Source organism: Streptomyces sp. NPDC005931 (assembly GCF_042871235.1).
Taxonomy (GTDB): Bacteria; Actinomycetota; Actinomycetes; order Streptomycetales; family Streptomycetaceae; genus Streptomyces.
On the sequence record NZ_JBIAIG010000013.1, the window covers coordinates 52,222 to 70,341 of the forward strand.

The window sequence follows — 18,120 nt, forward strand, 5'->3', positions numbered from 1 at the left end:
CCGTGTCCGAAGGGCCGGGGTCGCCATGGGTCGATCGTCGGCGCGGGCGGCGGGGTGCGCGAGCGACGCGGGGCAGGCGGGTGAACCGCACGCCATCCGGGTGCCGCCGGGACGCGCGGGTGACCGCGCCGGGCGTGCAATGGAAGCCCCCGTTGATCCCTGTCCCCCCGCCCCGTCGCGGGCGACGCTGGAGGCGTTGGCAATGAACCGATCGCAAGAGGCCGACGAGGTCGGGCACCGTACCCCCGTCCTCGTCGTCGGCGGCTCGCTGGTGGGCCTGTCCATGTCGCTGTTCCTGGGCCGCCTCGGCGTGCCGCACACGCTCGTGGAACGCCACGCGGGCACGTCGATCCATCCCCGCGGACGCGGCAACAACGTGCGCACCATGGAGCTGTTCCGTACGGCCGGTGTCGAGCGGCGCATCGTCGAGGCCGCCTCCGTGCTGGCCGGCAACCACGGCATCCTGCAGACCCCGACCCTGGCCGACGACGCCGGCGAGTGGCTGTTCCGGGAGATCGACCCCGGTGGCGGGCTCGCCCGGTTCAGCCCCAGTTCCTGGTGCCTGTGCAGCCAGAACGACCTCGAACCGGTCCTCCTGACCGGCGCCCGGGAGCTCGGCGGGGACCTGCGTTTCTCGACCGAGATGATGTCGTTCGACCAGGACGCCGACGGTGTGACGGCCCGGGTGAAGAACCGGGAGACGGGCGAGCACACCACGATCCGGGCGGACTACCTGGTCGCCGCGGACGGCCCGCGCAGCCCCGTCCGCGAGCGGCTCGGCATCGGACAGAACGGCCCCGGCGACCTGTTCCACAACGTGAGCGTCACCTTCACCTCGCGCGACCTCGCCTCGGTGGTCGGGGACCGGCGGTTCATCGTCTGCTACCTCACCGACCCGGACGCCGACGGCGCCCTGCTGCCCGTCGACAACCGCGAGCAGTGGGTCTTCCACGCCCCCTGGCACCCCGAACACGGCGAGACGCTCGAGGAGTTCACCGACGAGCGGTGCGTCGCCCACATCCGGCGTGCGGTCGGGGTGCCGGACCTCGACGTGACGATCACCGGCCGGGCCGCCTGGCACGCCGCGGAGCGGGTCGCCGAACGGTACGCCGACGGCCGGGTGTTCCTCGCCGGTGACTCGGCCCACGAGATGTCGCCCACCGGGGCGTTCGGCTCGAACACCGGCATCCAGGACGCCCACAACCTCGCCTGGAAACTGGCCGCCGTGCTGGAGGGATGGGCCGGACCCGGCCTGCTGTCCACCTACGACGCCGAGCGCCGGCCGGTGGCCGAGGCGACCAGCGCCCGCGCCTCCTCACGGTCGGTCGAGCACAGCCACCCCGGGTACACCCCCGCGGAGGGCATGGCCGGGGGCCCGGGCGGCCCCGGTGGCAGGAAGGGCGGCATCCTCAACGTGGCGCTGGCCTACCGCTATCCGCGCGGCGCGGTCCTGGGCGCCGACCCGGCGACACCGGTCGTCCCCGACGGCGTGGTGCTGAACGGCGAGCCCGGCAGCCGGGCACCCCACCTGTGGCTGGAACGTGCCGGCACCCGCATCTCCACCCTCGACCTGTACGAACGGTCCCTGGTGCTCCTGTGCTCCGCGGTGGGCGCCCGCGCCTGGTACACGGCGGCGTCGAAGGTGGCGGTGGACCTGGCCGTACCGATCGACGCCTACCGGATCGGCGAGGGCCCCGATGCGGACCTGGTCCCCGAGGACGGCGCGGACTGGGCGGCGGCGCACGGCGTCACCACGGAGGGCGCGGTCCTGGTCCGCCCCGACGGTTTCGTCGCCTGGCGCTGCGAAGGGGCCGAGGCGGACCCGGTCCCGGCGCTGCGGGAAGCGGTCGGGGCGATCCTCGACCGGAGCTGACGGGAGCCGACGGGAGCCGACCGGAGTCGGCCGGGGTGCGGCAGTGCCGGCGCAGGGCGCGCGGTCACGCCCGGCCGGCGCTGCCGAGCCGTCCCCGTTCCGCCTTGTCCCGGTGCTGCTCGAACCGCTGGACCGGATCCCCGTCGACGTTCCACGGCCAGGGCGTGACCGTGCCCTGGAGTGCCTGGAACACATCGTGCGCGTCGGCGGCGCGTCCGGCCGCGCAGAGCGCGTAGGCCAGGACGTTGAGGTCGGCGAGCGTGCCCGCGTGCTGGAAGAAGCCGGGCTTCGCCCAGAGCGAGGCGGCCTGTTCCAGCGCAGCGGCGAGCTGCCCGCTCTGCCACAGCTGACCGGCCGTCATGGCCCGCACACCGCCCTGGGCGAGCAGCCCCTGGTACTGCCGTACGGCGGCGGTCACCTCGATCGCGGCGCACGGCGCGTTCGCCGGGATGCGGGTGCGCACCACGTCGATGAAATCGAGGACGGAAGCGCTCGAACCGCCCTCCTCGGGCGACAGATGGGCGAGCATCTGGAGGTAGGCCTCGCGGTGCCAGCGGTCCCGCGCGGTGGCCTCCCGCCAGAGGGCGTTGACGTCGTTCTGGGCGTAGCGCTCGATCCGTGCCATGCCGAGCAGGACCACCCAGGGCAGCGGGTCCGCGGGCCTCAGTTCGGCGGCACGGTGGCACTGGGACACCAGCCGCGCGGCGTCGTCGAGACGCCGGTGGCGCAGACCGCGCACCAGGGCGACCCAGGAGTGGAACACCAACGCGTCGGCGTCCTGCGGCTGTCTGGCGAGCCACGAGGAGGCGATCTCCGTGTCGGCGGTCGCCTCGGCCAGGACCGACACCCGGTGGCTGCGGCGGTCCCAGTTCTCCCCGGTCTCCTCCAGCAGGGTGGAGACCTGCGCCACCTCCAGGGCCCGGCCGCCCACCCCACGCCTGCTCAACTGGCGCAGGACCCTTGTCAGATCGGCGTCGTCGAGGGCGGGGACGACACGGGAACGCCTGGTGGTACGACCGCTGAAAAGGGGCATGCCCGAAGACTAGGAACTGAACGCTCCACGGCAACCCATGACGGACGATCGTTACCGATCTGCCCCTTGCGCCCGCTGTAAGGGGCCCGTGCGATGATCGGCTCCGCAACGACGTCCGGGGCCGATTCCCCGGGGGAGGAGGACGGCAGGGCATGCCCGGATCACCGGTCGGCACGGCGACGGACGATGCGCAGGAGGTCTCCCCGGCCGTGGGCGGTCCCGTGCCCTGCCGGGTCGTGGTCTGCCGGGACTGCTGTTGCGGCAGCCCCAAGGTGAGCGGTGTGGATCACGCGGCGCAGCTCGCGCGGCTCGGCGAACAGGTTCCGGTGCGCGTCTCCGGCTGCCTGGACGTGTGCGACCAGGCGAACGTGTTCGTGGTCCAGCCCTCCGCCGCGGGACGCGCCGCCGGCGGCAGACCGACGTGGTTCGGGCTGGTCAACGACCCCGACGCGACCGAGGACATCGTCGCCTGGGTGCGGGCGGGCGGCCCGGGCGTCGCCGAACGGCCCGCGATCCTCGACCTGTACGCGCTCACCCCGCGTCCTCGGCGGGGCTCGTCCCGCCCGCCGGGCTGACCCCACCGGGGCGGTCCCGCCCGCCGACGGGCCGGGGCGGGGCCGGACGACCGCCCGGCCCCGCCCCGCGGTTCGACCCCGGTGGGATCGTGCCCGTCCGGATCAGACCGCCGGAGCCGGGTACGTCGGGTACTCCACCCCGGAGACGTGCTGGACGACGCGGACGACCTGGCAGGAGTAGCCGAACTCGTTGTCGTACCACAGGTAGAGGATCGCGTTGTCGCCCTCGACCTTCAGCGCGCCGGCGTCGACGATCGACGCGTGGCGCGAGCCGATGAAGTCGCTGGAGACGGCGTCGGGCGCGCTGATGAAGTCGATCTGGCGCTTCAGCGGCGAGGTCAGGGACACCTTGCGCAGGTAGTCCAGGACCTCCTGGCGGTCGGTGGCGCGGCCGAGCTGGAGGTTGAGGATGGCGATCGAGACGTCCGGCACCGGCACGCGGATCGAGCTGCCGGTGATGGTCGCCTTCAGGTCGGGCAGCGCCTTGGCGACGGCCGACGCCGCACCGGTCTCGGTGATCACCATGTTGAGCGGCGCCGAACGGCCACGCCGGTCCGACTTGTGGTAGTTGTCCAGCAGGTTCTGGTCGTTGGTGAACGAGTGGACCGTCTCGACGTGACCGCGCAGCACACCGTACTCGTCGGCCATCGCCTTCAGCGGCGGCACGATCGCGTTGGTGGTGCAGGACGCGCAGGACAGGATGTTCTCGTCCGGCTTGAGGGTGTCGTGGTTGACGCCGTGCACGATGTTGGGCACGTCGCCCTTGCCGGGCGCGGTCAGCACGACCTTGTCGATGCCGGGGCGCAGGTGCTGCGAGAGACCCTCGCGGTCGCGCCACTTGCCGGTGTTGTCGATGAGGATGGCGTTCTTGATGCCGTACGCCGTGTAGTCGATCTCGGTCGGGTCGCCGGCGTAGATCACCTTGATGGTGTTGCCGTTGGCGACGATCGTGCTGTTCGCCTCGTCGACCGTGATGGTGCCCTGGAACTGGCCGTGCACGGAGTCGCGGCGCAGCAGCGAGGCCCGCTTGACGATGTCCTGCTCCCCGCCCTGGCGGACCACGACGGCGCGCAGCCGCAGGCCGTTGCCGGAGCCGGACTTCTCGATGAGCAGGCGGGCGAGCAGACGGCCGATGCGGCCGAAACCGTAGAGCACGACGTCGCGCGGCTCACGACGGTCGATCTTGTTCGCGCCGGTGGCCCCGGCGACGGCCTCGGCGGTGAACTCCGCGACCGACAGGCCCCGGTCGTCGGCCCGGTAGGTAGCGGCGAGCATGCCGATGTCGATCTGGGACGGGCCGAGATCGAGCGTGGTGAGCGCCTGCAGGAAAGGCAGCGTCTCGGTGACCGACAGCTCCTCGCCGGCGATCTGCCGGGCGAAGCGGTGGGTCTTGAGAATGCTGACCACCGACTTGTTCACCAAGGAGCGGCTGTGCAGCAGGACGGTGACGTCCCGCTCGCGGTGCAGCTTCCCGATGATCGGGATCATCGATTCCGCGATCTCCTCGCGGTGCTTCCAGTTGGTGAACGAGTCTTCGTTGACAGTCACAGGAATTATCTTTCGAGCTAGACGGCGCTCATATGATAACCATGCGTTCACCGGGGCTCGGAGGGGGTCTCCCCCCGGCCGTCGGAGCGCCGCCCGGACACCGTTAAACCAGGGACGCGGGCGCTCCGTCGGGCCCGGCGAGGAAGCTGTCCGGGGAGGGCGGGCCGGCGCCGATTCGGCCGCACGGATGCCGCCACGGGGACGCGGCCGCCGCAGCCCGCCCACCCTCACGGCCGCCACCGGCCCGTCGTCGCGCACCGGGCCGCGCTCACGCAGGGGTGATCACGGTCGACGAGGTGCCGGGCGGCGGGACCCGGCGGCGCCGGACACCGGGAGCCCGTCGGCCGTCCCGCGGGATTGCGCACCGCGCGACCGGGTACGCGTGCAGCACCGTGCCCGGGGCGGGTCCTGTCCCGGGTGGCCGTACGACCGCCGCTACCAGGGAATCTGCCATGGAAACACCTGCGCACGAGAACAACGGCCGCACGCCCGCCCAGCGGGCCCTGGACGTCCTCGCCGAGAACACGGAGGACGCGGCGGCACTGGACGCCCTCGCCCACAGCGACGTCCTGATCCCCGTGCCCGACGACGCGGGTGACGAGGAGGCCGCCGACCCCGGCGCGGTGGCGCTGCCGGTGCTGGAGCAGCCGGGCGGCGCCCACGTCGTGCCCGTGTTCACGTCCGAACTGGAGATGGCCGGGCTGCTGCCGTTCGTCTCCCGGTACCGGCTGGTCCCGCTCGGCGCCCTCGCCGCCCAGTGGCCGGCCGACGACCTGTCGCTCACCATCGACGGCAGCTCCGAGCACCGCCTGACGCTCACCTCGGAGGGGGTGCGCACCCTGCTCGCCCGGCCCTGAGCGGGCCGAGCCGCGTCTACTCGCCCAGCGTGCGGGCCAACGCCGCGCGCTGCAGCGGGAGCACCTGGGCGTGCAGGTCACGGCCCTTCTGCGTCAGCGCGACGTACACCCCGCGCCGGTCCTCCTCGCACATCCGGCGCTCCACCAGGCCGTCCTTCTCCAGCCGGGCGATCAGCCGGGACAGTGCGCTCTGGCTGAGGTGGACCCGGCCCACCAGGTTCTGCACCCGGCACTTGTCGCCCTCCTCGGGCGTGGCCGTGGCGAGCAGGTCCAGCACCTCGAAGTCCGAGGCGCCGAGCCCGTGCGGGTGCAGCGCCCGGTCGATCTCGCACAGGGTGCGCGCGTGTGCCGCCAGGATGTCCCGCCACCGTTCTTCCAGCCGCGCGTCGGCCGTCTTCGCTCCCATAATCGAACGGTAACACCCGTTCGATGTTCAATGAACGGACAAGGAACGCTGCGTCGATGCCGCCCTGCCGGGTCTCGTCGCCGCAGGTCAGGCGGGCGGGTCCTGGGTCAGGCCGATCAGGTTGCCGTCCGCGTCCCTGACGAAGGCGATGAGCTTTCCGCCGCCGACGTCCTGCACGTCGTGCACCGTCTGCGCGCCCGCCCGCACCAGGTCCTCGAGCGTCGCCCCGATGTCGGTCACGGTCCAGTAGGGCACCGGCCCGGTCATGCCCTTGGCGTGGCCGTTGGGGTCGAGCCCGACGTCCTGCCCGGCGGTGCGGAAGCCGACGTAGTAGGGCTCGTCGGCGTACGGCTCCACGCCCAGCAGGGCCCGGAACAGCGGCTTGGTCCGGTCCAGGTCCTTGACGGGGTAGATGATGGTCTTCAGGCCGTCGTTCATGACACGACTCCTCGGGGAGGTGGTCCGGCGCCCGAGTGCGCCGGTCCTGCCACGCTAGGGCGGCGGAGGACGGTCCGGCTTCTTCGATCCTGACCGGCTCGGCCGTCCGGCGCACCGCCGGATCCCGGGGACGCCCCTGGGTCGACTCCCGCTTGACCAGCTCCGTCGGCAGCACCACCGCGGCCGGGTCCTCGCCGCCGATCTGCGCCAGCAACACCCGCACCATCTCCGTGCTGATGCGGTCCCACGGCTGGCGGACGGTGGTGAACGCGGGGCCGGCGGCCACTGCGGCGGGGGAGCCGTCGAAGCCGCCGACCGCCACGTCCTCGGGCACCCGGCGTCCCGCGCGGTGCAGTGCCGCCAGCACGCCCTGGGCCATCAGGTCCGACGCCACGAACACGGCGTCCATGTCCGGTGCCCGGGCCAGCAGCCGCTCGCCGCCCGCCTCGCCGCTCGCCCGGCTGTAGTCGCCGGAGACGATGAGCCGCTCGTCGACCCCCGCCTCGGTGAGCACCTCCTCGTATCCGGCGAGACGCTCCACACCGCCCGGGGTGTCGAGCGGGCCGGTGACCACACCGATCCGCCGGCCCCCCAGGGACAGCAGGTGGCGCACATGTCGCGGGCGCCGTCCCGGTCGTCCGCGGCCACGTAGCTCACCCTCGCGCCCAGCCCGATCGGCTTGCACGCCACCAGCGGCACACCGCACCTCCTCGGCCACGGGAATGCCGGAGCTGGAGAACAGCAGCACCCCGTCGACGTGCCCGGCGGTTATGTACTGCGTGAGGCCCCGCCTTTCGTCCTCTCGTCCTCGGTGCCGGCCAGCATCAGCAGCAGCGGTATGTCGTGCTGGGCCAGCGCCTGCGTGCAACCTCGCAGCAGCACGTTGAAGTTGGGGTCCTCGAAGAACCGCTCCTGGGGCTCGGTCAGCAGGAAGCCCACCGAGTCCGAACGGCCGGTGATCAGCGAGCGGGCGTGCGGGTTGACGACGTAACCGGTCTTGCGGATCGCGGCGTTGACCGCCTCGGCCGCCGCCGGGCTCACATAGTGACCCCCGTTGAGCACCCGCGAGACCGTGCCGCGCGAGACACCGGCCTCGCGCGCCACGTCGTGGATCGTCGGCGGTCTGCGCCTGCCCCCGGTGTTGCTCATGGTCGTGATCGACCACACCGACGGCGACGCCAAGGTGCCGCTGGACTCCCCCCGGCACCGAACTGCTCACCGGAGAACGGGCCGCGGGCCGCCTCCCCGTCCCGGCGGGCACCGTCCGGGTCGTGAGCTCGACGGCTGAACCGCCCGGCCGCAGCCGCCGGGGCCGTTCCCCGGCGGCTGCCCCGGACCCGGTGGATGAACGACGTGGCCGGCATCGTCGAGGCCGTCCCGAACGGGCGGGGCCCGGGCGTCTTCCACTGGGAGGCGACCTGGACCGCCGTCGCCGGCAACGGCTGGGACCGGCCGGCCCCGGCTCGGGCAACGGCTGGGACCGGCCGGCCCCGGCTCGGGCAACGGCTGGAACCAGGCCCTGTTCGGCTACGACGACCGGGCGCGCCGGCGTCGACGGCGCGGTGTTCCGTCACAGGTGAGCCCGCTGGGTCCGGCCGCACCACACGGCGGCCGGACCCCGCCCGTCGGCTCCCGGACAAGCGTGCCGATGCGCGGGACAGGCCGTTCGGGCTGCGGGACAGTGAAGGGGCCCGGAGCGAGCGGCCCGGGACGGAGGTGGACGCCATGCCGAGGACTCCCGTCGACAGGACACGGCTGCACATCCTGCACTGGCTCGCGGAACCCGGCCCCGCCGCGACCGGCGTCACCGCGGACGCCGTGGCCGCTCGCTTCGGCCTGTCGCTGCCGGTCGCCCTGGCCCACCTCCGGCTGCTGACGGCGCTCGGCGTGGTGAGCACCGACCGCCGCGCCGGGCAGGTGTACCACCGGCGCGACGACAGGCGCATCGCCGAGGTGGCGGAGCTGTTCGAAAAGGGCTGGTGACGGCACGGGGCGGGCAGCCCCGGCGGGCCCCCGAAGTGACCCCTCCCGCTCCCGGCGCTACCCTGTTGCCCGGCCGCGGGCACGCCCCGCGGCGCGGCGGTGGGGCCCGCCGTACCCGAACCGCGGCATCCGTGCCGCCGACGGTCCCTATTCGTGACGGCGCGTGCCCCCCCGTCCGGGCCGCTCGGCGAGTAGGAGACGCACCACCATGACAGCCTCGCACTCCCGGCCCCTCCGCGCCCGCCCCGCCCGGCGCGCCCGGGTGCCCGTCGTCGCGGCGGTGTCGCTCGGCGGGGGAGTGGGGGCCGCCGCCCGCTACGCCGCCTCGCTGGGGTGGCCGACAGCGCCGGGCGCCTTTCCCTGGACGACCCTGTGGGTCAACGTCACCGGCTGCGCGGTGATCGGCGTCCTCATGGTGACCGTCACCGAGCTGCGACCCGTCCACCCCCTGGTGCGCCCCTTCCTCGGCACCGGTGTCCTCGGCGGATTCACCACGTTCTCGACGTATGCCGTCGACGTCCGGGCACTGCTCGACGGCCGTCACGTCGGGACCGGACTGACCTACCTGGTCATCACCCCGCTCGCGGCGCTGGCCGCCGTGTGGGCGACCGCATCCGCGACCCGCCGTGCCCTCGGAAGGAGCTGGGCATGACATGGCAGACCGGCGGCTCCCTGCGCCTGACCGTGTTCGTCGGTGAGAACGACACCTGGCACCACAGGCCCCTCTACTCGGAGATCGTCCACCGCGCCCACGCGGCCGGTCTGGCGGGCGCCAGTGTGTTCCGGGGCATCGAGGGCTTCGGCGCGTCGTCCGTCGTGCACACGTCGCGCCTGCTGTCCCTGAGCGAGGACCTGCCCGTGGCCGTGGTGATCGTCGACACCGAGGAGCGCGTGCGCGCCTTCCTGCCGCAGCTCGACGGGCTGGTCGCCGAGGGACTGGTGACCCTGGACCGCTGCGAGGTGGTCCGGTTCACCACCGGTGACGCGGAGACGAGCGGCAGGGAGAACGGCGGCAGGGAGAACGGCGGCACGGAGAACGGCGGTACGGCGAAGGGGACGGGAGGGGCGGACAGGCGGTGAACTGGCTGCTGGTCGTCGCCGGTGCCATGGCCGGTGCTCCGCTGCGCTATCTGACCGACCGCGCGGTGCAGTCCCGGCACGACTCCGTGTTCCCGTGGGGCACCTTCGTCGTGAACGCCATCGGCAGTCTCGTCCTCGGCCTCCTCACCGGCGCGGCGGCGTCCGGGGCCGCCGACTCACGCCTCCTGCTGCTGCTGGGCACCGGCCTGTGCGGGGCCCTGACCACGTACTCGACCTTCTCCTACGAGACGCTGCGCCTGGCCGAGACCGGGGCGCGCGGGTACGCCCTGCTCAACGTCGCCGGGAGCGTGGCCGCCGGGCTCGTGGCGGCCTTCGCCGGGGCGGCGCTGGGGCACGCGCTGTGGTCCTAGGCGCCCGGCCCGGCCGCCGGGCTTGACAGCGCCCGTGTCCCCACCCGACCATCACCCGTGTGGACCTGTCAGACAGCCAGACAGGTGGGACGGCGCCCCGGCGCGTCAGCGCCATGGAGGCGGTGCTCTCCCACCTCCGCGGCGCCATCGAACGCGGCGAGTACGCGATCGGCGACAAGCTGCCCTCCGAGGCGGAGCTGTGTCGCACCTTGGAGGTCTCCCGGCCCGTCCTGCGCGAGGCGCTGCGCGCCCTCCAGACCATGGGCCTGACCGTGTCCAGGACCGGCAAGGGCACCTTCGTCGTGGCGGACGGCGTGCAGGAGCCCACGTTCGGCGACTACGCGGCCGGCGACCTGATGGAGGTCCGGCGCCACATCGAGATCCCGGTCGCCGGATACGCCGCGCTGCGCCGTACCCCGGACGACCTCGACCAGCTGACCCACCTGCTCGACCGGATGGAACGGGAGAGCGACACCACCGCCTGGGTCGCGATGGACACCGTCTTCCACCTCGCCGTGGCCGAGGCCGCCCAGAACCCGGTGTTCCGCCGGGTCATCGAGGAGATCAGGGACGCGCTGGCCCGCCAGTCGGCCTTCCTCAACGAGCTCGGCGGCCGTCGTGAGCAGTCGGACCGCGAGCACCGCGCCATCGTCGAGGCGCTGACGGACGGCAGCGAGCAGGACGCGGTGCGGGCCATGACGCACCATCTCGACCGCGTCGAGACGACCCTCACCGACATCGTGCGCTCCGCGCGCCCGGCCCCGACCACCCGATCCGAGTGAACCAGGCAGTCATGCACACCAGCCCCGTCGCGCAGGAACCCCCGGTCCGCGAGCCCCGCCACGTCCCCGTCGCGCATCTCGTACGCGGCGGGATGGTGGAGGGCGTCCACCACGGTTCCGTCGTCGTTCTCGGCGCCGACGGCGAGGTCGAGTTCCGGCTCGGCGACATCGAGGCGGCCTTCTACCCCCGCTCCGCGCTCAAGCCCGTCCAGGCCGTGGCGATGGTGCGCGCCGGGCTCCCGCTCGACGGCGAACTGCTGTCGCTGGCCGCGGCCAGCCACTCCGGCGAGGAACGCCACCTCGCCGCCACCCGCCGCATCCTGCGGACGGCCGGGCTCACCGAGGACCGTCTGCGCAACGTTCCCGACCTGCCGTTCGACCCGGTGGTCAGGGACGCCTGGGTGCGCGAGGCCCGCCCGCCCTCCCGGCTCGCCCAGAACTGCTCCGGCAAGCACGCCGCCATGCTCTACACCTGCGTCCTCAACGGCTGGTCCCTCGACGACTACCTCGACCCGGCCCACCCCCTCCAGCAGGCGATCGCCGAGATCGTCGAGGACCTCACCGGGCAGCGTGTCGCACGGGTGACCGTCGACGGCTGCGGAGCCCCCCTGTTCGCGGTCTCCCTGCACGGCCTGGCCCGCTCCGCCGCCCGGATCACCACCGCCGCGCCCGGCACTCCCGAGGCCAGGGTCGCCGACGCCGTGCGCGAACACGCCGCCATGGCCTCCGGCTCGGGCCGGGACGTCGCCGGGCTGATGCGGGCCGTGCCCGGGCTGCTCGCCAAGGACGGCTTCGAGGGCGTCCAGGTCGCCGCCCTGCCCGACGGCCGTGCCGTCGCCGTGAAGATCGCCGACGGGGCGAACCGGGCCCGTGTCCCGGTGACCGCCGCCGCCCTCGCCCGGGCCGGCGTCGAACCCACCGCGCTCGCCGCCTTCGCGGGGGAACCGCTGCTCGGCGGCGGCCGCCCGGTCGGCTCGGTCCGCGTGACCTCCGCCCTCGACCCGCACGCCTGCGTCGTCCCGGCCTGAGGCCGCCCCCCTGCCGATCGGGAAGCCGCCGGACCGGCCGGCGAGGAAGAATGGTGATCATGACGTCGTCGGAGACGTTCCGGCCGGTCCTCGAGCGCATCGCGGAGGAGATCTCGCGCACTCCCGGCCGTGGCCGGCCCGCCGACTACATCCCGGCGCTCGCGGCCTGCGACCCGCGCCGGTTCGGCATGGCGGTCGCCGAGCCGGACGGCACGGTCCACGGCGTGGGGGACTGGCGGCAGCCGTTCTCCGTCCAGTCCGTCACCAAGGTGTTCACCCTCGCCCTGGTCCTGGCCCGCGAGGGCGACGACCTGTGGGACCACGTGGGCCGCGAGCCGTCCGGCAACCCCTTCAACTCCCTGGTGCAGCTGGAGTACGAGGACGGCATCCCGCGCAACCCGTTCATCAACGCCGGCGCCCTCGTCGTCACCGACCGCCTGCACACCCGTAGCGGTGACGCGTCCGGTGCGTTGCTGGACTTCCTGCGCGCCGAGAGCGGCAACCCCGGTCTCGGCTTCGACCAGGAGGTCGCCGCCTCCGAGGCCGCGCACGGCGACCGCAACGCCGCCCTCGCCCACTTCATGGCGTCCTACGGCAACATCGACAACCCGGTGCCCGTCCTGCTCGACCAGTACGTCCGGCAGTGCTCGGTCGCCGCGTCCTGCGCTGACCTCGCCCTTGCCGCCTCGTTCCTGGCCCGGCACGGCGTCCGCGCCGACGGTACCCGGCTGCTCACCCGCAGCCAGGCCAAGCAGGTCAACGCCGTGATGCTGACCTGCGGGACGTACGACGCGGCCGGCGACTTCGCCTACCGGGTCGGCCTGCCCGGCAAGAGCGGCGTGGGCGGCGGGATCGTCGCCGTCGTCCCGGGACGCTGCACGCTGTGCGTGTGGAGCCCCGGTCTGGACGAGCGCGGCAACTCGGTCGCGGGTGTCGCGGCGCTGGACCGCTTCACGACCCTGACCGGTCTGTCGGTGTTCTGAACCCGGCCCGCCCGCCGGTCAGCTCCTGGGCATCGGGCCTCCCACGAGCCGCAGGAACACTGCGACGACCGCCCCGCCCAGCAGCGCCGCCCCCGCGACGGCCCACGCCACCGGCAGGCCCGGCGTGCCCGGCCGTGCCACCGGGACCGGTGCCGGTACGTCGTCGGGCGCCGCCTGCGGGCCGGACAGGGAGGAGACCCGCCGGGCGTCCAGCGATCCCACCGCGTCGACCCGTCCGGCCGCGCCGAACCCCCAGTCCAGCAGCGAGCGCGCCTCCTCGTAGACGGCGTGCCCGCCGCCCGCCCGGGGATTCATCACCGTCACCACGAGGGTGCGCCCGTCGCGGCGCGCCGCCGCCACGAGCGTGTGACCGGCGCCGCTGGTGTAGCCGTTCTTGATGCCGACCAGGCCCCGGTACGGGGCCACGCCGTCGGCCCCGGTGAGCAGCCGGTTGGTGTTGCGGATGCCGTACGTTCCGCCGTCGCGGCCGGGGAAGTGGGCCACGGTCCTGGCGCAGTACCGTGCGAAGTCGGGGTTGCGCAGCCCGGCCCGGCCGAACACGGCCAGGTCGAAGGCCGAGGAGACCTGGCCCGGGGCGTCGTAGCCGTCGGGCGAGCGCACCCGGGTGTCGTGGGCTCCCAGGGAGCGGGCCTTGGCCTGCATCCGCTCCACCGCCGCCCGTCGCCCGCCGCTGAGCGCGGCCAGGACGTGCACCGCGTCGTTGCCGGAGTTGAGGAAGACGCCGTTCCACAGGTCGGAGACCCGGTACGTACGGTCCTCGGCGATCCCGACGAGACTGCTGCCGGGGCCGACGTCCCGTAGCTCCGCCTCGGTGACCTCGTGGCGGATGCCGCCCGGCAGGGCGGGCAGCACGGCCAGGGCGAACAGCGTCTTGAGGGTGCTGGCGGGCGGCAGCCTGCGGTGTGCCTCGTGCGCCGCCAGGACCTCTCCGGTGCCGGCGTCGGCCACCAGCCACGACCGTGCGGAGACCTGCGGCAGCCCGGGCGCCCCCGCGCGCGGACGCACATGGGTGCCGGAGCGGTGCAGCAGCGACGCCGGCGGCGCGGCGGCGCCCGGTCCGCCGTCGCGCGGTGGTCCGGGATCCGCGACCGCAATGGCGGTCGCCGCGCCGGGCGCAAGCACCGCCAGGCCCACCGCGCAGAGCAGGGAAGCGGACACGGCAGCCCGCACAGCCAATCCGATGGTCATACCGCCAACGTAGGAAGGCGCGCACGGATCGCCGCGCTGCCCGGGCCGGACGGCGCCCGCGAGCACCCGGATGCCACACCGCCGCCGTCGCCCGCGACCGGTGCGGCACGCTCCCGGTGTCAGCGGCCGGGCAGGGGCGGCCGGATGCGCCGCAGGGGCGTCGCGTTGTCCCGTGTCGCGTGCATCCGCTCCAGGCGTGCCTCCAGGGCTGCCCGCCCGCCCCGGGACCGCAGCGCTCGCCGAACGCCCTGAGCGGTGGCCGACTTGGCCGGTCTCGGCGGCGGTTCCTCACGGCGCGTGCCGGAGGCGGTGATGCCACCGCCGGGAACAGCCGACGGTCGGCACGGCTCAGCCGGAGTTCCGTGTGCCGGTGGTGAAGGGCCCGCCGGTGACGAGCGGCGGGCCCTGGGTGATGCGCTGCGGGGGGCTGCGATCCCGGTCAGGCCGTGCGTTCCCCGGCCTCCCGGGCGATCTGCTCGAAGCGCGCCCCCATGGCCCCGGCCAGCGCCTGCGCGCCCGACAACGGCCGCACCATCACGGTGAGTTCCTCGATGCGGCCGTCGTCGCCGACGTGGATGAAGTCACAGCCCTCGATCTGGCGGTCGCCCACGCGCGCAGTGAACACCAGTGCGTGATCGCGGCCTTCGACGTCGTTGATCTCGCGCACATAGCGGAAGTCCTCGAACACCTCCGCCACGGCGCGCAGGATCGCCGCGGTGATCGGCCTGCCCGTGTACGGCTTGAACACCGCCGGGCTGGTGAAGACGACGTCCTCGGTCAGCAGCGCTTCGACGGCGTCGAGGTCGTTGGCCTCGACCGCTTCCCGGAATGCCCGCATCGCACCCCTCCATAGTCAACTAATTGAATAGGTGCGGGAGACCCTACTCACCCGCTGTTAACGTGTCCACATGTCCCTCAAGTACGCCGTCCTGGCCGCTCTCCTGGAGGGGGAGGCCTCGGGCTACGAGCTGTCCAAGATCTTCGACGTCTCGTTCGCCAATTTCTGGGCCTCTACGCCGCAGCAGCTCTACCGGGAGCTGGAACGGCTGGCCGGGGACGGGCTGATCGAGGCCAGGGTGGTCCGGCAGGAGCGGCGGCCGGACAAGCGCATGTTCTCCCTCACCGAGGCAGGCCGGCGCGATCTGGACGCCTTCGCCGCCGAGCCGCCCCGGCGGCCCACCGCCATCCGTGACGAACTCCTGATCAAGATCCAGGCCATGGACGGCGTGGACCCCGAAGCGACCCGGGCCCTGGTCGAGGAGCGCATGGCCTGGGCACGCGGCAAGCTCGACCGGTACGCGCGCGTGCGCGAACGCCTGCTGGACGGCCGGACCGAGGAGGAGTATCTGCGCAAGGCCGATCGGGTGGGGCCGTACCTCACCCTGCTGGGCGGCATCGCCTTCGAGGAGGAGAACCTGCGCTGGTGCGAGCGCGTTCTCGCCGTCCTCGAGCAGCGCGCCCTCCTGGGAGGCTGACCGTGTTCGGTCCCGGAGGCCCCAGCCTGCGCGAACTCGCCGTCCAGGCGCTGTCGTCCGTGGAGCGCGGCTACGACCTCCTCGCGCCCAAGTTCGACCGTACTCCGTTCCGCACGCCCGACGCGGTCCTCGACGCCACGGCGTCGGCACTGCGCCGCGCGGGGCCCTTCGGCACCGGGCTCGACCTGTGCTGCGGCACCGGGGCGGGCGTGGAGGTACTGACCCGGGTGTGCCGGGAGCGTGTCACCGGCGTCGACTTCAGCGCGGGCATGCTCGCCGTCGCACGGGAGCGGGAACGCGCGCGGGTCCGGACCCGGCCGGGCGGTCCGCGGGTCTCCTGGGTGCGTGGCGACGCGCGGGCGCTGCCGTTCGGGCCGGCCTTCGACCTGGTGGTGAGTTTCGGGGCGTTCGGGCACTTCCTGCCCCGTGAACTGCCGGGTCTGTTCGCGCAGGTGCACTCCGTGCTGCGGCCCGGCGGATGCTTCGCCTTCCCCGTGGTCGCCCCGCCGCGGGCGAACTCGGCCGGGTACTGGATGCTGCTGGGCTTCGACGCGGTGATGCGGGTGCGCAACGCGGTGTGGCGCCCGCCGTTCGTCATGTACTACCGGTCCTTCCGCCTCGCCGACGTCCGGCGCGAGGCCGCTCGGGCCGGCTTCCTGGTCGAGCTCCTCCCTCTGCCCGAGTTCGGGCGGCGCAGCGACGGCAGTCCACGGGTCCGGCTGGTGCTTGCGCGGCGGCCCGGCTGAGGGACCGGTGAGGGCCGGATTCCCGAACTCGGCGGAGCCAGTGCGTTGGTTTTTCCAACTTACCTGGTTAGTGTGGGCGCCGTGACCATGACTACGCATGACGAGACCCGCATCGACCCGCTGTGGTGGTCCTGGGAGGGGGCGCACGGCGGCCGGGTCGCCGGCGCGGCCCTGGACGCCGTACGGGGTGGATTCGGTGGTGCCGCCCAGCCGGTCCGCTCGCTGACCACCCACTTCCTGGCGCCCGTCGGCACCGGCCCGTTGCGTTTCTCCGGGACCGCACCCGCCACCGGCCGCCGCACCGCCACCTGTCTGTTCACCGGGTACCAGGAGGGGGAGCCCGTCGTGCTCGGCTCCGTTCTCCTGGGCCCGGGCCGCACGGGTCCCGGCCACGAAGGACTTCCGCCGCCCCGGGTGCCGGGGCCGGACGACTGCGTCCCGCTCCACCTGCCGGTCGAACTCGCCCCCTTCGCCCGGCAGCTCGACATTCGTCCCGCAACGGCCGATCGCCCGCTCGCCGGCGGCCCCCGTGCCGAACTCGTCGCCTGGGTCCGCTTCCGTGACGGCCGGGCCCTCGATGCCGCCGCGGTCGTCATCCTCACCGACGTCCTGCCGCCCGCCCTCTACGCCCGCTGGCGCACCCCACGCCCGGTCCCCACCGCCGAACTGACCGTGCACTTCACCGACGCCCTGGACGGCGAGGCGCCCGCGGGGTGGACCCTGGTGCGCATCCGTACCGAGCACGCGGGCGGCGGCTGGGCCGTCGACGACGCCGCGGTGTGGACGGCCGACCGCCGCCTGCTGGCCCTGGGCCGGCAGGCCAGGGTGGTGCGGGCGGGAGCGGAGTGAGGCTCGGTGGCGGGCGCCGGCCGGCCGGCGGCGTCCGCCGCGCGCCGGCCCGCCACGGGCCACGGGACCTCCGATGCCCCGTCAGACGGCGGCCGGCAGCGTGAACTCGTAGACCAGCGCGTCCTGCTGCGCGTCCACCACCAGCTCCGTGATCTCCAGCGGCCGGGCGTACTGGTCGTGCACCTGCCGGGTGACCCGCACCGAGGGCGTCGTCGCCAGCCGGGTGATCGAGTCCCGGTGGTGCAGCGTCAGGCCCGCCCGGCGCATCCAGTCGTAGGCCCGCCGCAGCTCCGCCGCCGCCGAGCCGTCGGCGCGGTCGCGGTACCGTGCCAGCTCCTCGACCTCCGCGAGCGCCACGGCGGAAAACGATGTCACGGCCGTGCGCAGTCCGCGCCCGTCCGCGGCTGCCGACCGGTACCGGTGCACCAAAGTGGGCCGGCCCGGCGCCAGGCCCAGGGCCTCGGCGTGCCCCGGGGGTGGAGGCTCCCAGGTGACCGTGGCCCGGGCCGCGGCGTCGGGCACGGCGCACCGGGCGCCCACCGGGAAGATGAGCGAGGCCGGTGTCTCCCGGGGCAGGCACGGCAGGGTGGCGTGGCTGCCCCGCCGGTCGGTGGCGACCAGTCCGTCACGGCGCAGCAGTTCCAGCGCCTGGCGTACGGTCTCCCGGCTGACCCCGAAGTGTTCGGCCAAGTGCCGTTCTCCCGGCAGTCGTTCGCCCGGCGGGATGCCGCCGTCGCGCAGCTCGCCGAGCAGCTGTGCCGCGATGCGCCGGTAGAGTGGCTCCCCTTCGGCGCGTGGTGGTGCGGGGGGAGTGGTGCGGGCCATGCCGCGCCTCCTGTTGGTGACGTTCCGTGTGCGTGCGGGTTCAGTGCGCCACCACTTCT

General features: G+C 73.7%; 21 protein-coding genes and 2 pseudogenes. 15 read left to right on the top strand and 8 right to left on the bottom strand.

Annotated features, from left to right (window positions below):
• The first annotated feature begins 202 nt into the window (after positions 1–202).
• Positions 203–1,873, top strand: coding sequence for an FAD-dependent oxidoreductase (locus ACFYOV_RS26210; protein WP_389091368.1), 1,671 nt, complete (start codon positions 203–205; stop codon positions 1,871–1,873).
• Positions 1,874–1,937: 64 nt separating this feature from the next.
• Here ACFYOV_RS26210 and ACFYOV_RS26215 read toward each other — a convergent pair whose 3' ends face one another.
• Complete coding sequence (locus ACFYOV_RS26215; RefSeq protein ID WP_389091370.1) at positions 1,938–2,906, bottom strand: hypothetical protein; 969 nt, start codon at positions 2,904–2,906, stop codon at positions 1,938–1,940.
• Positions 2,907–3,058: 152 nt separating this feature from the next.
• Here ACFYOV_RS26215 and ACFYOV_RS26220 point away from each other — a divergent pair, with 152 nt between their 5' ends.
• Positions 3,059–3,481 carry a (2Fe-2S) ferredoxin domain-containing protein gene (locus ACFYOV_RS26220; protein WP_389091372.1) on the top strand — a complete coding sequence of 141 codons (423 nt, stop codon included), beginning with the start codon at positions 3,059–3,061 and terminating at the stop codon, positions 3,479–3,481.
• 102 nt (positions 3,482–3,583) lie between these two features.
• On the opposite strand, the gene ACFYOV_RS26225 is transcribed toward ACFYOV_RS26220, so the two are convergent.
• A complete protein-coding gene (locus ACFYOV_RS26225) occupies positions 3,584–5,029 on the bottom strand; it encodes a glyceraldehyde-3-phosphate dehydrogenase (protein WP_389091375.1) in 1,446 nt (481 codons plus the stop codon).
• A gap of 452 nt (positions 5,030–5,481) precedes the next feature.
• Here ACFYOV_RS26225 and ACFYOV_RS26230 point away from each other — a divergent pair, with 452 nt between their 5' ends.
• Positions 5,482–5,886 carry an SseB family protein gene (locus ACFYOV_RS26230; protein ID WP_389091377.1) on the top strand — a complete coding sequence of 135 codons (405 nt, stop codon included), beginning with the start codon at positions 5,482–5,484 and terminating at the stop codon, positions 5,884–5,886.
• A gap of 16 nt (positions 5,887–5,902) precedes the next feature.
• On the opposite strand, the gene ACFYOV_RS26235 is transcribed toward ACFYOV_RS26230, so the two are convergent.
• The 3 genes and pseudogenes from ACFYOV_RS26235 to ACFYOV_RS26245 form a co-directional block, all read right to left on the bottom strand.
• On the bottom strand, positions 5,903–6,292 hold the full coding sequence (locus ACFYOV_RS26235) for a MarR family winged helix-turn-helix transcriptional regulator (RefSeq protein WP_389091380.1): 390 nt from the start codon (positions 6,290–6,292) through the stop codon (positions 5,903–5,905).
• 87 nt (positions 6,293–6,379) lie between these two features.
• Positions 6,380–6,730 carry a VOC family protein gene (locus tag ACFYOV_RS26240; RefSeq protein WP_389091382.1) on the bottom strand — a complete coding sequence of 117 codons (351 nt, stop codon included), beginning with the start codon at positions 6,728–6,730 and terminating at the stop codon, positions 6,380–6,382.
• A gap of 139 nt (positions 6,731–6,869) precedes the next feature.
• A pseudogene (locus tag ACFYOV_RS26245) lies at positions 6,870–7,879 on the bottom strand (LacI family DNA-binding transcriptional regulator); the annotation flags it as partial.
• Between ACFYOV_RS26245 and ACFYOV_RS26250 the strand changes: the two are divergent.
• The 9 genes and pseudogenes from ACFYOV_RS26250 (at position 7,785) to ACFYOV_RS26290 (ending at position 12,957) form a co-directional block, all read left to right on the top strand.
• Complete coding sequence (locus ACFYOV_RS26250; protein WP_389091384.1) at positions 7,785–8,018, top strand: hypothetical protein; 234 nt, start codon at positions 7,785–7,787, stop codon at positions 8,016–8,018. The pseudogene ACFYOV_RS26245 and the gene ACFYOV_RS26250 sit on opposite strands and share 95 nt — an antisense overlap.
• A gap of 5 nt (positions 8,019–8,023) precedes the next feature.
• Positions 8,024–8,273 (top strand): annotated as a pseudogene (locus ACFYOV_RS26255) (glycosyl hydrolase 53 family protein); the annotation flags it as partial.
• 182 nt (positions 8,274–8,455) lie between these two features.
• Entirely contained in the window at positions 8,456–8,713 is a 258-nt protein-coding gene (locus tag ACFYOV_RS26260; protein ID WP_389091386.1) for an ArsR/SmtB family transcription factor, read from the top strand.
• 208 nt (positions 8,714–8,921) lie between these two features.
• Positions 8,922–9,365, top strand: coding sequence for a fluoride efflux transporter CrcB (gene crcB, locus ACFYOV_RS26265; RefSeq protein WP_389091388.1), 444 nt, complete (start codon positions 8,922–8,924; stop codon positions 9,363–9,365).
• The gene (locus ACFYOV_RS26270) at positions 9,362–9,793 is read left to right on the top strand and encodes a DUF190 domain-containing protein (protein WP_389091389.1); all 432 of its coding nucleotides are present in this window, start codon (positions 9,362–9,364) and stop codon (positions 9,791–9,793) included. Before crcB (ACFYOV_RS26265) ends, ACFYOV_RS26270 begins: the two co-directional genes overlap by 4 nt.
• A complete protein-coding gene (gene crcB, locus ACFYOV_RS26275; RefSeq protein ID WP_389091391.1) occupies positions 9,790–10,164 on the top strand; it encodes a fluoride efflux transporter CrcB in 375 nt (124 codons plus the stop codon). The genes ACFYOV_RS26270 and crcB (ACFYOV_RS26275) overlap by 4 nt, the downstream gene beginning before the upstream one ends.
• A gap of 59 nt (positions 10,165–10,223) precedes the next feature.
• The gene (locus ACFYOV_RS26280) at positions 10,224–10,946 is read left to right on the top strand and encodes a FadR/GntR family transcriptional regulator (RefSeq protein WP_389091392.1); all 723 of its coding nucleotides are present in this window, start codon (positions 10,224–10,226) and stop codon (positions 10,944–10,946) included.
• Between the two features lie 11 nt (positions 10,947–10,957).
• Positions 10,958–11,974: an asparaginase gene (locus tag ACFYOV_RS26285; protein WP_389091691.1), complete on the top strand. Its 1,017-nt coding sequence runs from the start codon at positions 10,958–10,960 to the stop codon at positions 11,972–11,974.
• Between the two features lie 50 nt (positions 11,975–12,024).
• Positions 12,025–12,957: a glutaminase gene (locus ACFYOV_RS26290; protein ID WP_389091395.1), complete on the top strand. Its 933-nt coding sequence runs from the start codon at positions 12,025–12,027 to the stop codon at positions 12,955–12,957.
• Positions 12,958–12,975: 18 nt separating this feature from the next.
• Here the strand turns inward: ACFYOV_RS26290 and ACFYOV_RS26295 are convergent, their stop codons facing one another.
• Both ACFYOV_RS26295 and ACFYOV_RS26300 read right to left on the bottom strand, forming a co-directional pair.
• Positions 12,976–14,166, bottom strand: a complete 1,191-nt coding sequence (locus tag ACFYOV_RS26295) for a D-alanyl-D-alanine carboxypeptidase family protein (protein ID WP_389091396.1) — start codon at positions 14,164–14,166, stop codon at positions 12,976–12,978.
• 439 nt (positions 14,167–14,605) lie between these two features.
• Positions 14,606–15,004, bottom strand: coding sequence for a nuclear transport factor 2 family protein (locus tag ACFYOV_RS26300; protein WP_389091399.1), 399 nt, complete (start codon positions 15,002–15,004; stop codon positions 14,606–14,608).
• A 70-nt stretch (positions 15,005–15,074) separates the two neighbouring features.
• Between ACFYOV_RS26300 and ACFYOV_RS26305 the strand changes: the two genes are divergently transcribed.
• The 3 genes from ACFYOV_RS26305 to ACFYOV_RS26315 all read left to right on the top strand — a co-directional run bounded on the left by ACFYOV_RS26305 (position 15,075) and on the right by ACFYOV_RS26315 (position 17,236).
• On the top strand, positions 15,075–15,641 hold the full coding sequence (locus ACFYOV_RS26305; protein WP_389091401.1) for a PadR family transcriptional regulator: 567 nt from the start codon (positions 15,075–15,077) through the stop codon (positions 15,639–15,641).
• A 2-nt stretch (positions 15,642–15,643) separates the two neighbouring features.
• Positions 15,644–16,387 (top strand): class I SAM-dependent methyltransferase, encoded by a 744-nt coding sequence (locus tag ACFYOV_RS26310; protein WP_389091404.1) that lies wholly within the window; start codon positions 15,644–15,646, stop codon positions 16,385–16,387.
• Positions 16,388–16,474: 87 nt separating this feature from the next.
• Positions 16,475–17,236, top strand: a complete 762-nt coding sequence (locus tag ACFYOV_RS26315; protein ID WP_389091694.1) for an acyl-CoA thioesterase — start codon at positions 16,475–16,477, stop codon at positions 17,234–17,236.
• 81 nt (positions 17,237–17,317) lie between these two features.
• Here ACFYOV_RS26315 and ACFYOV_RS26320 read toward each other — a convergent pair whose 3' ends face one another.
• Positions 17,318–18,061, bottom strand: a complete 744-nt coding sequence (locus ACFYOV_RS26320) for a GntR family transcriptional regulator (protein ID WP_389091405.1) — start codon at positions 18,059–18,061, stop codon at positions 17,318–17,320.
• Between the last annotated feature and the right edge of the window lie 59 nt (positions 18,062–18,120).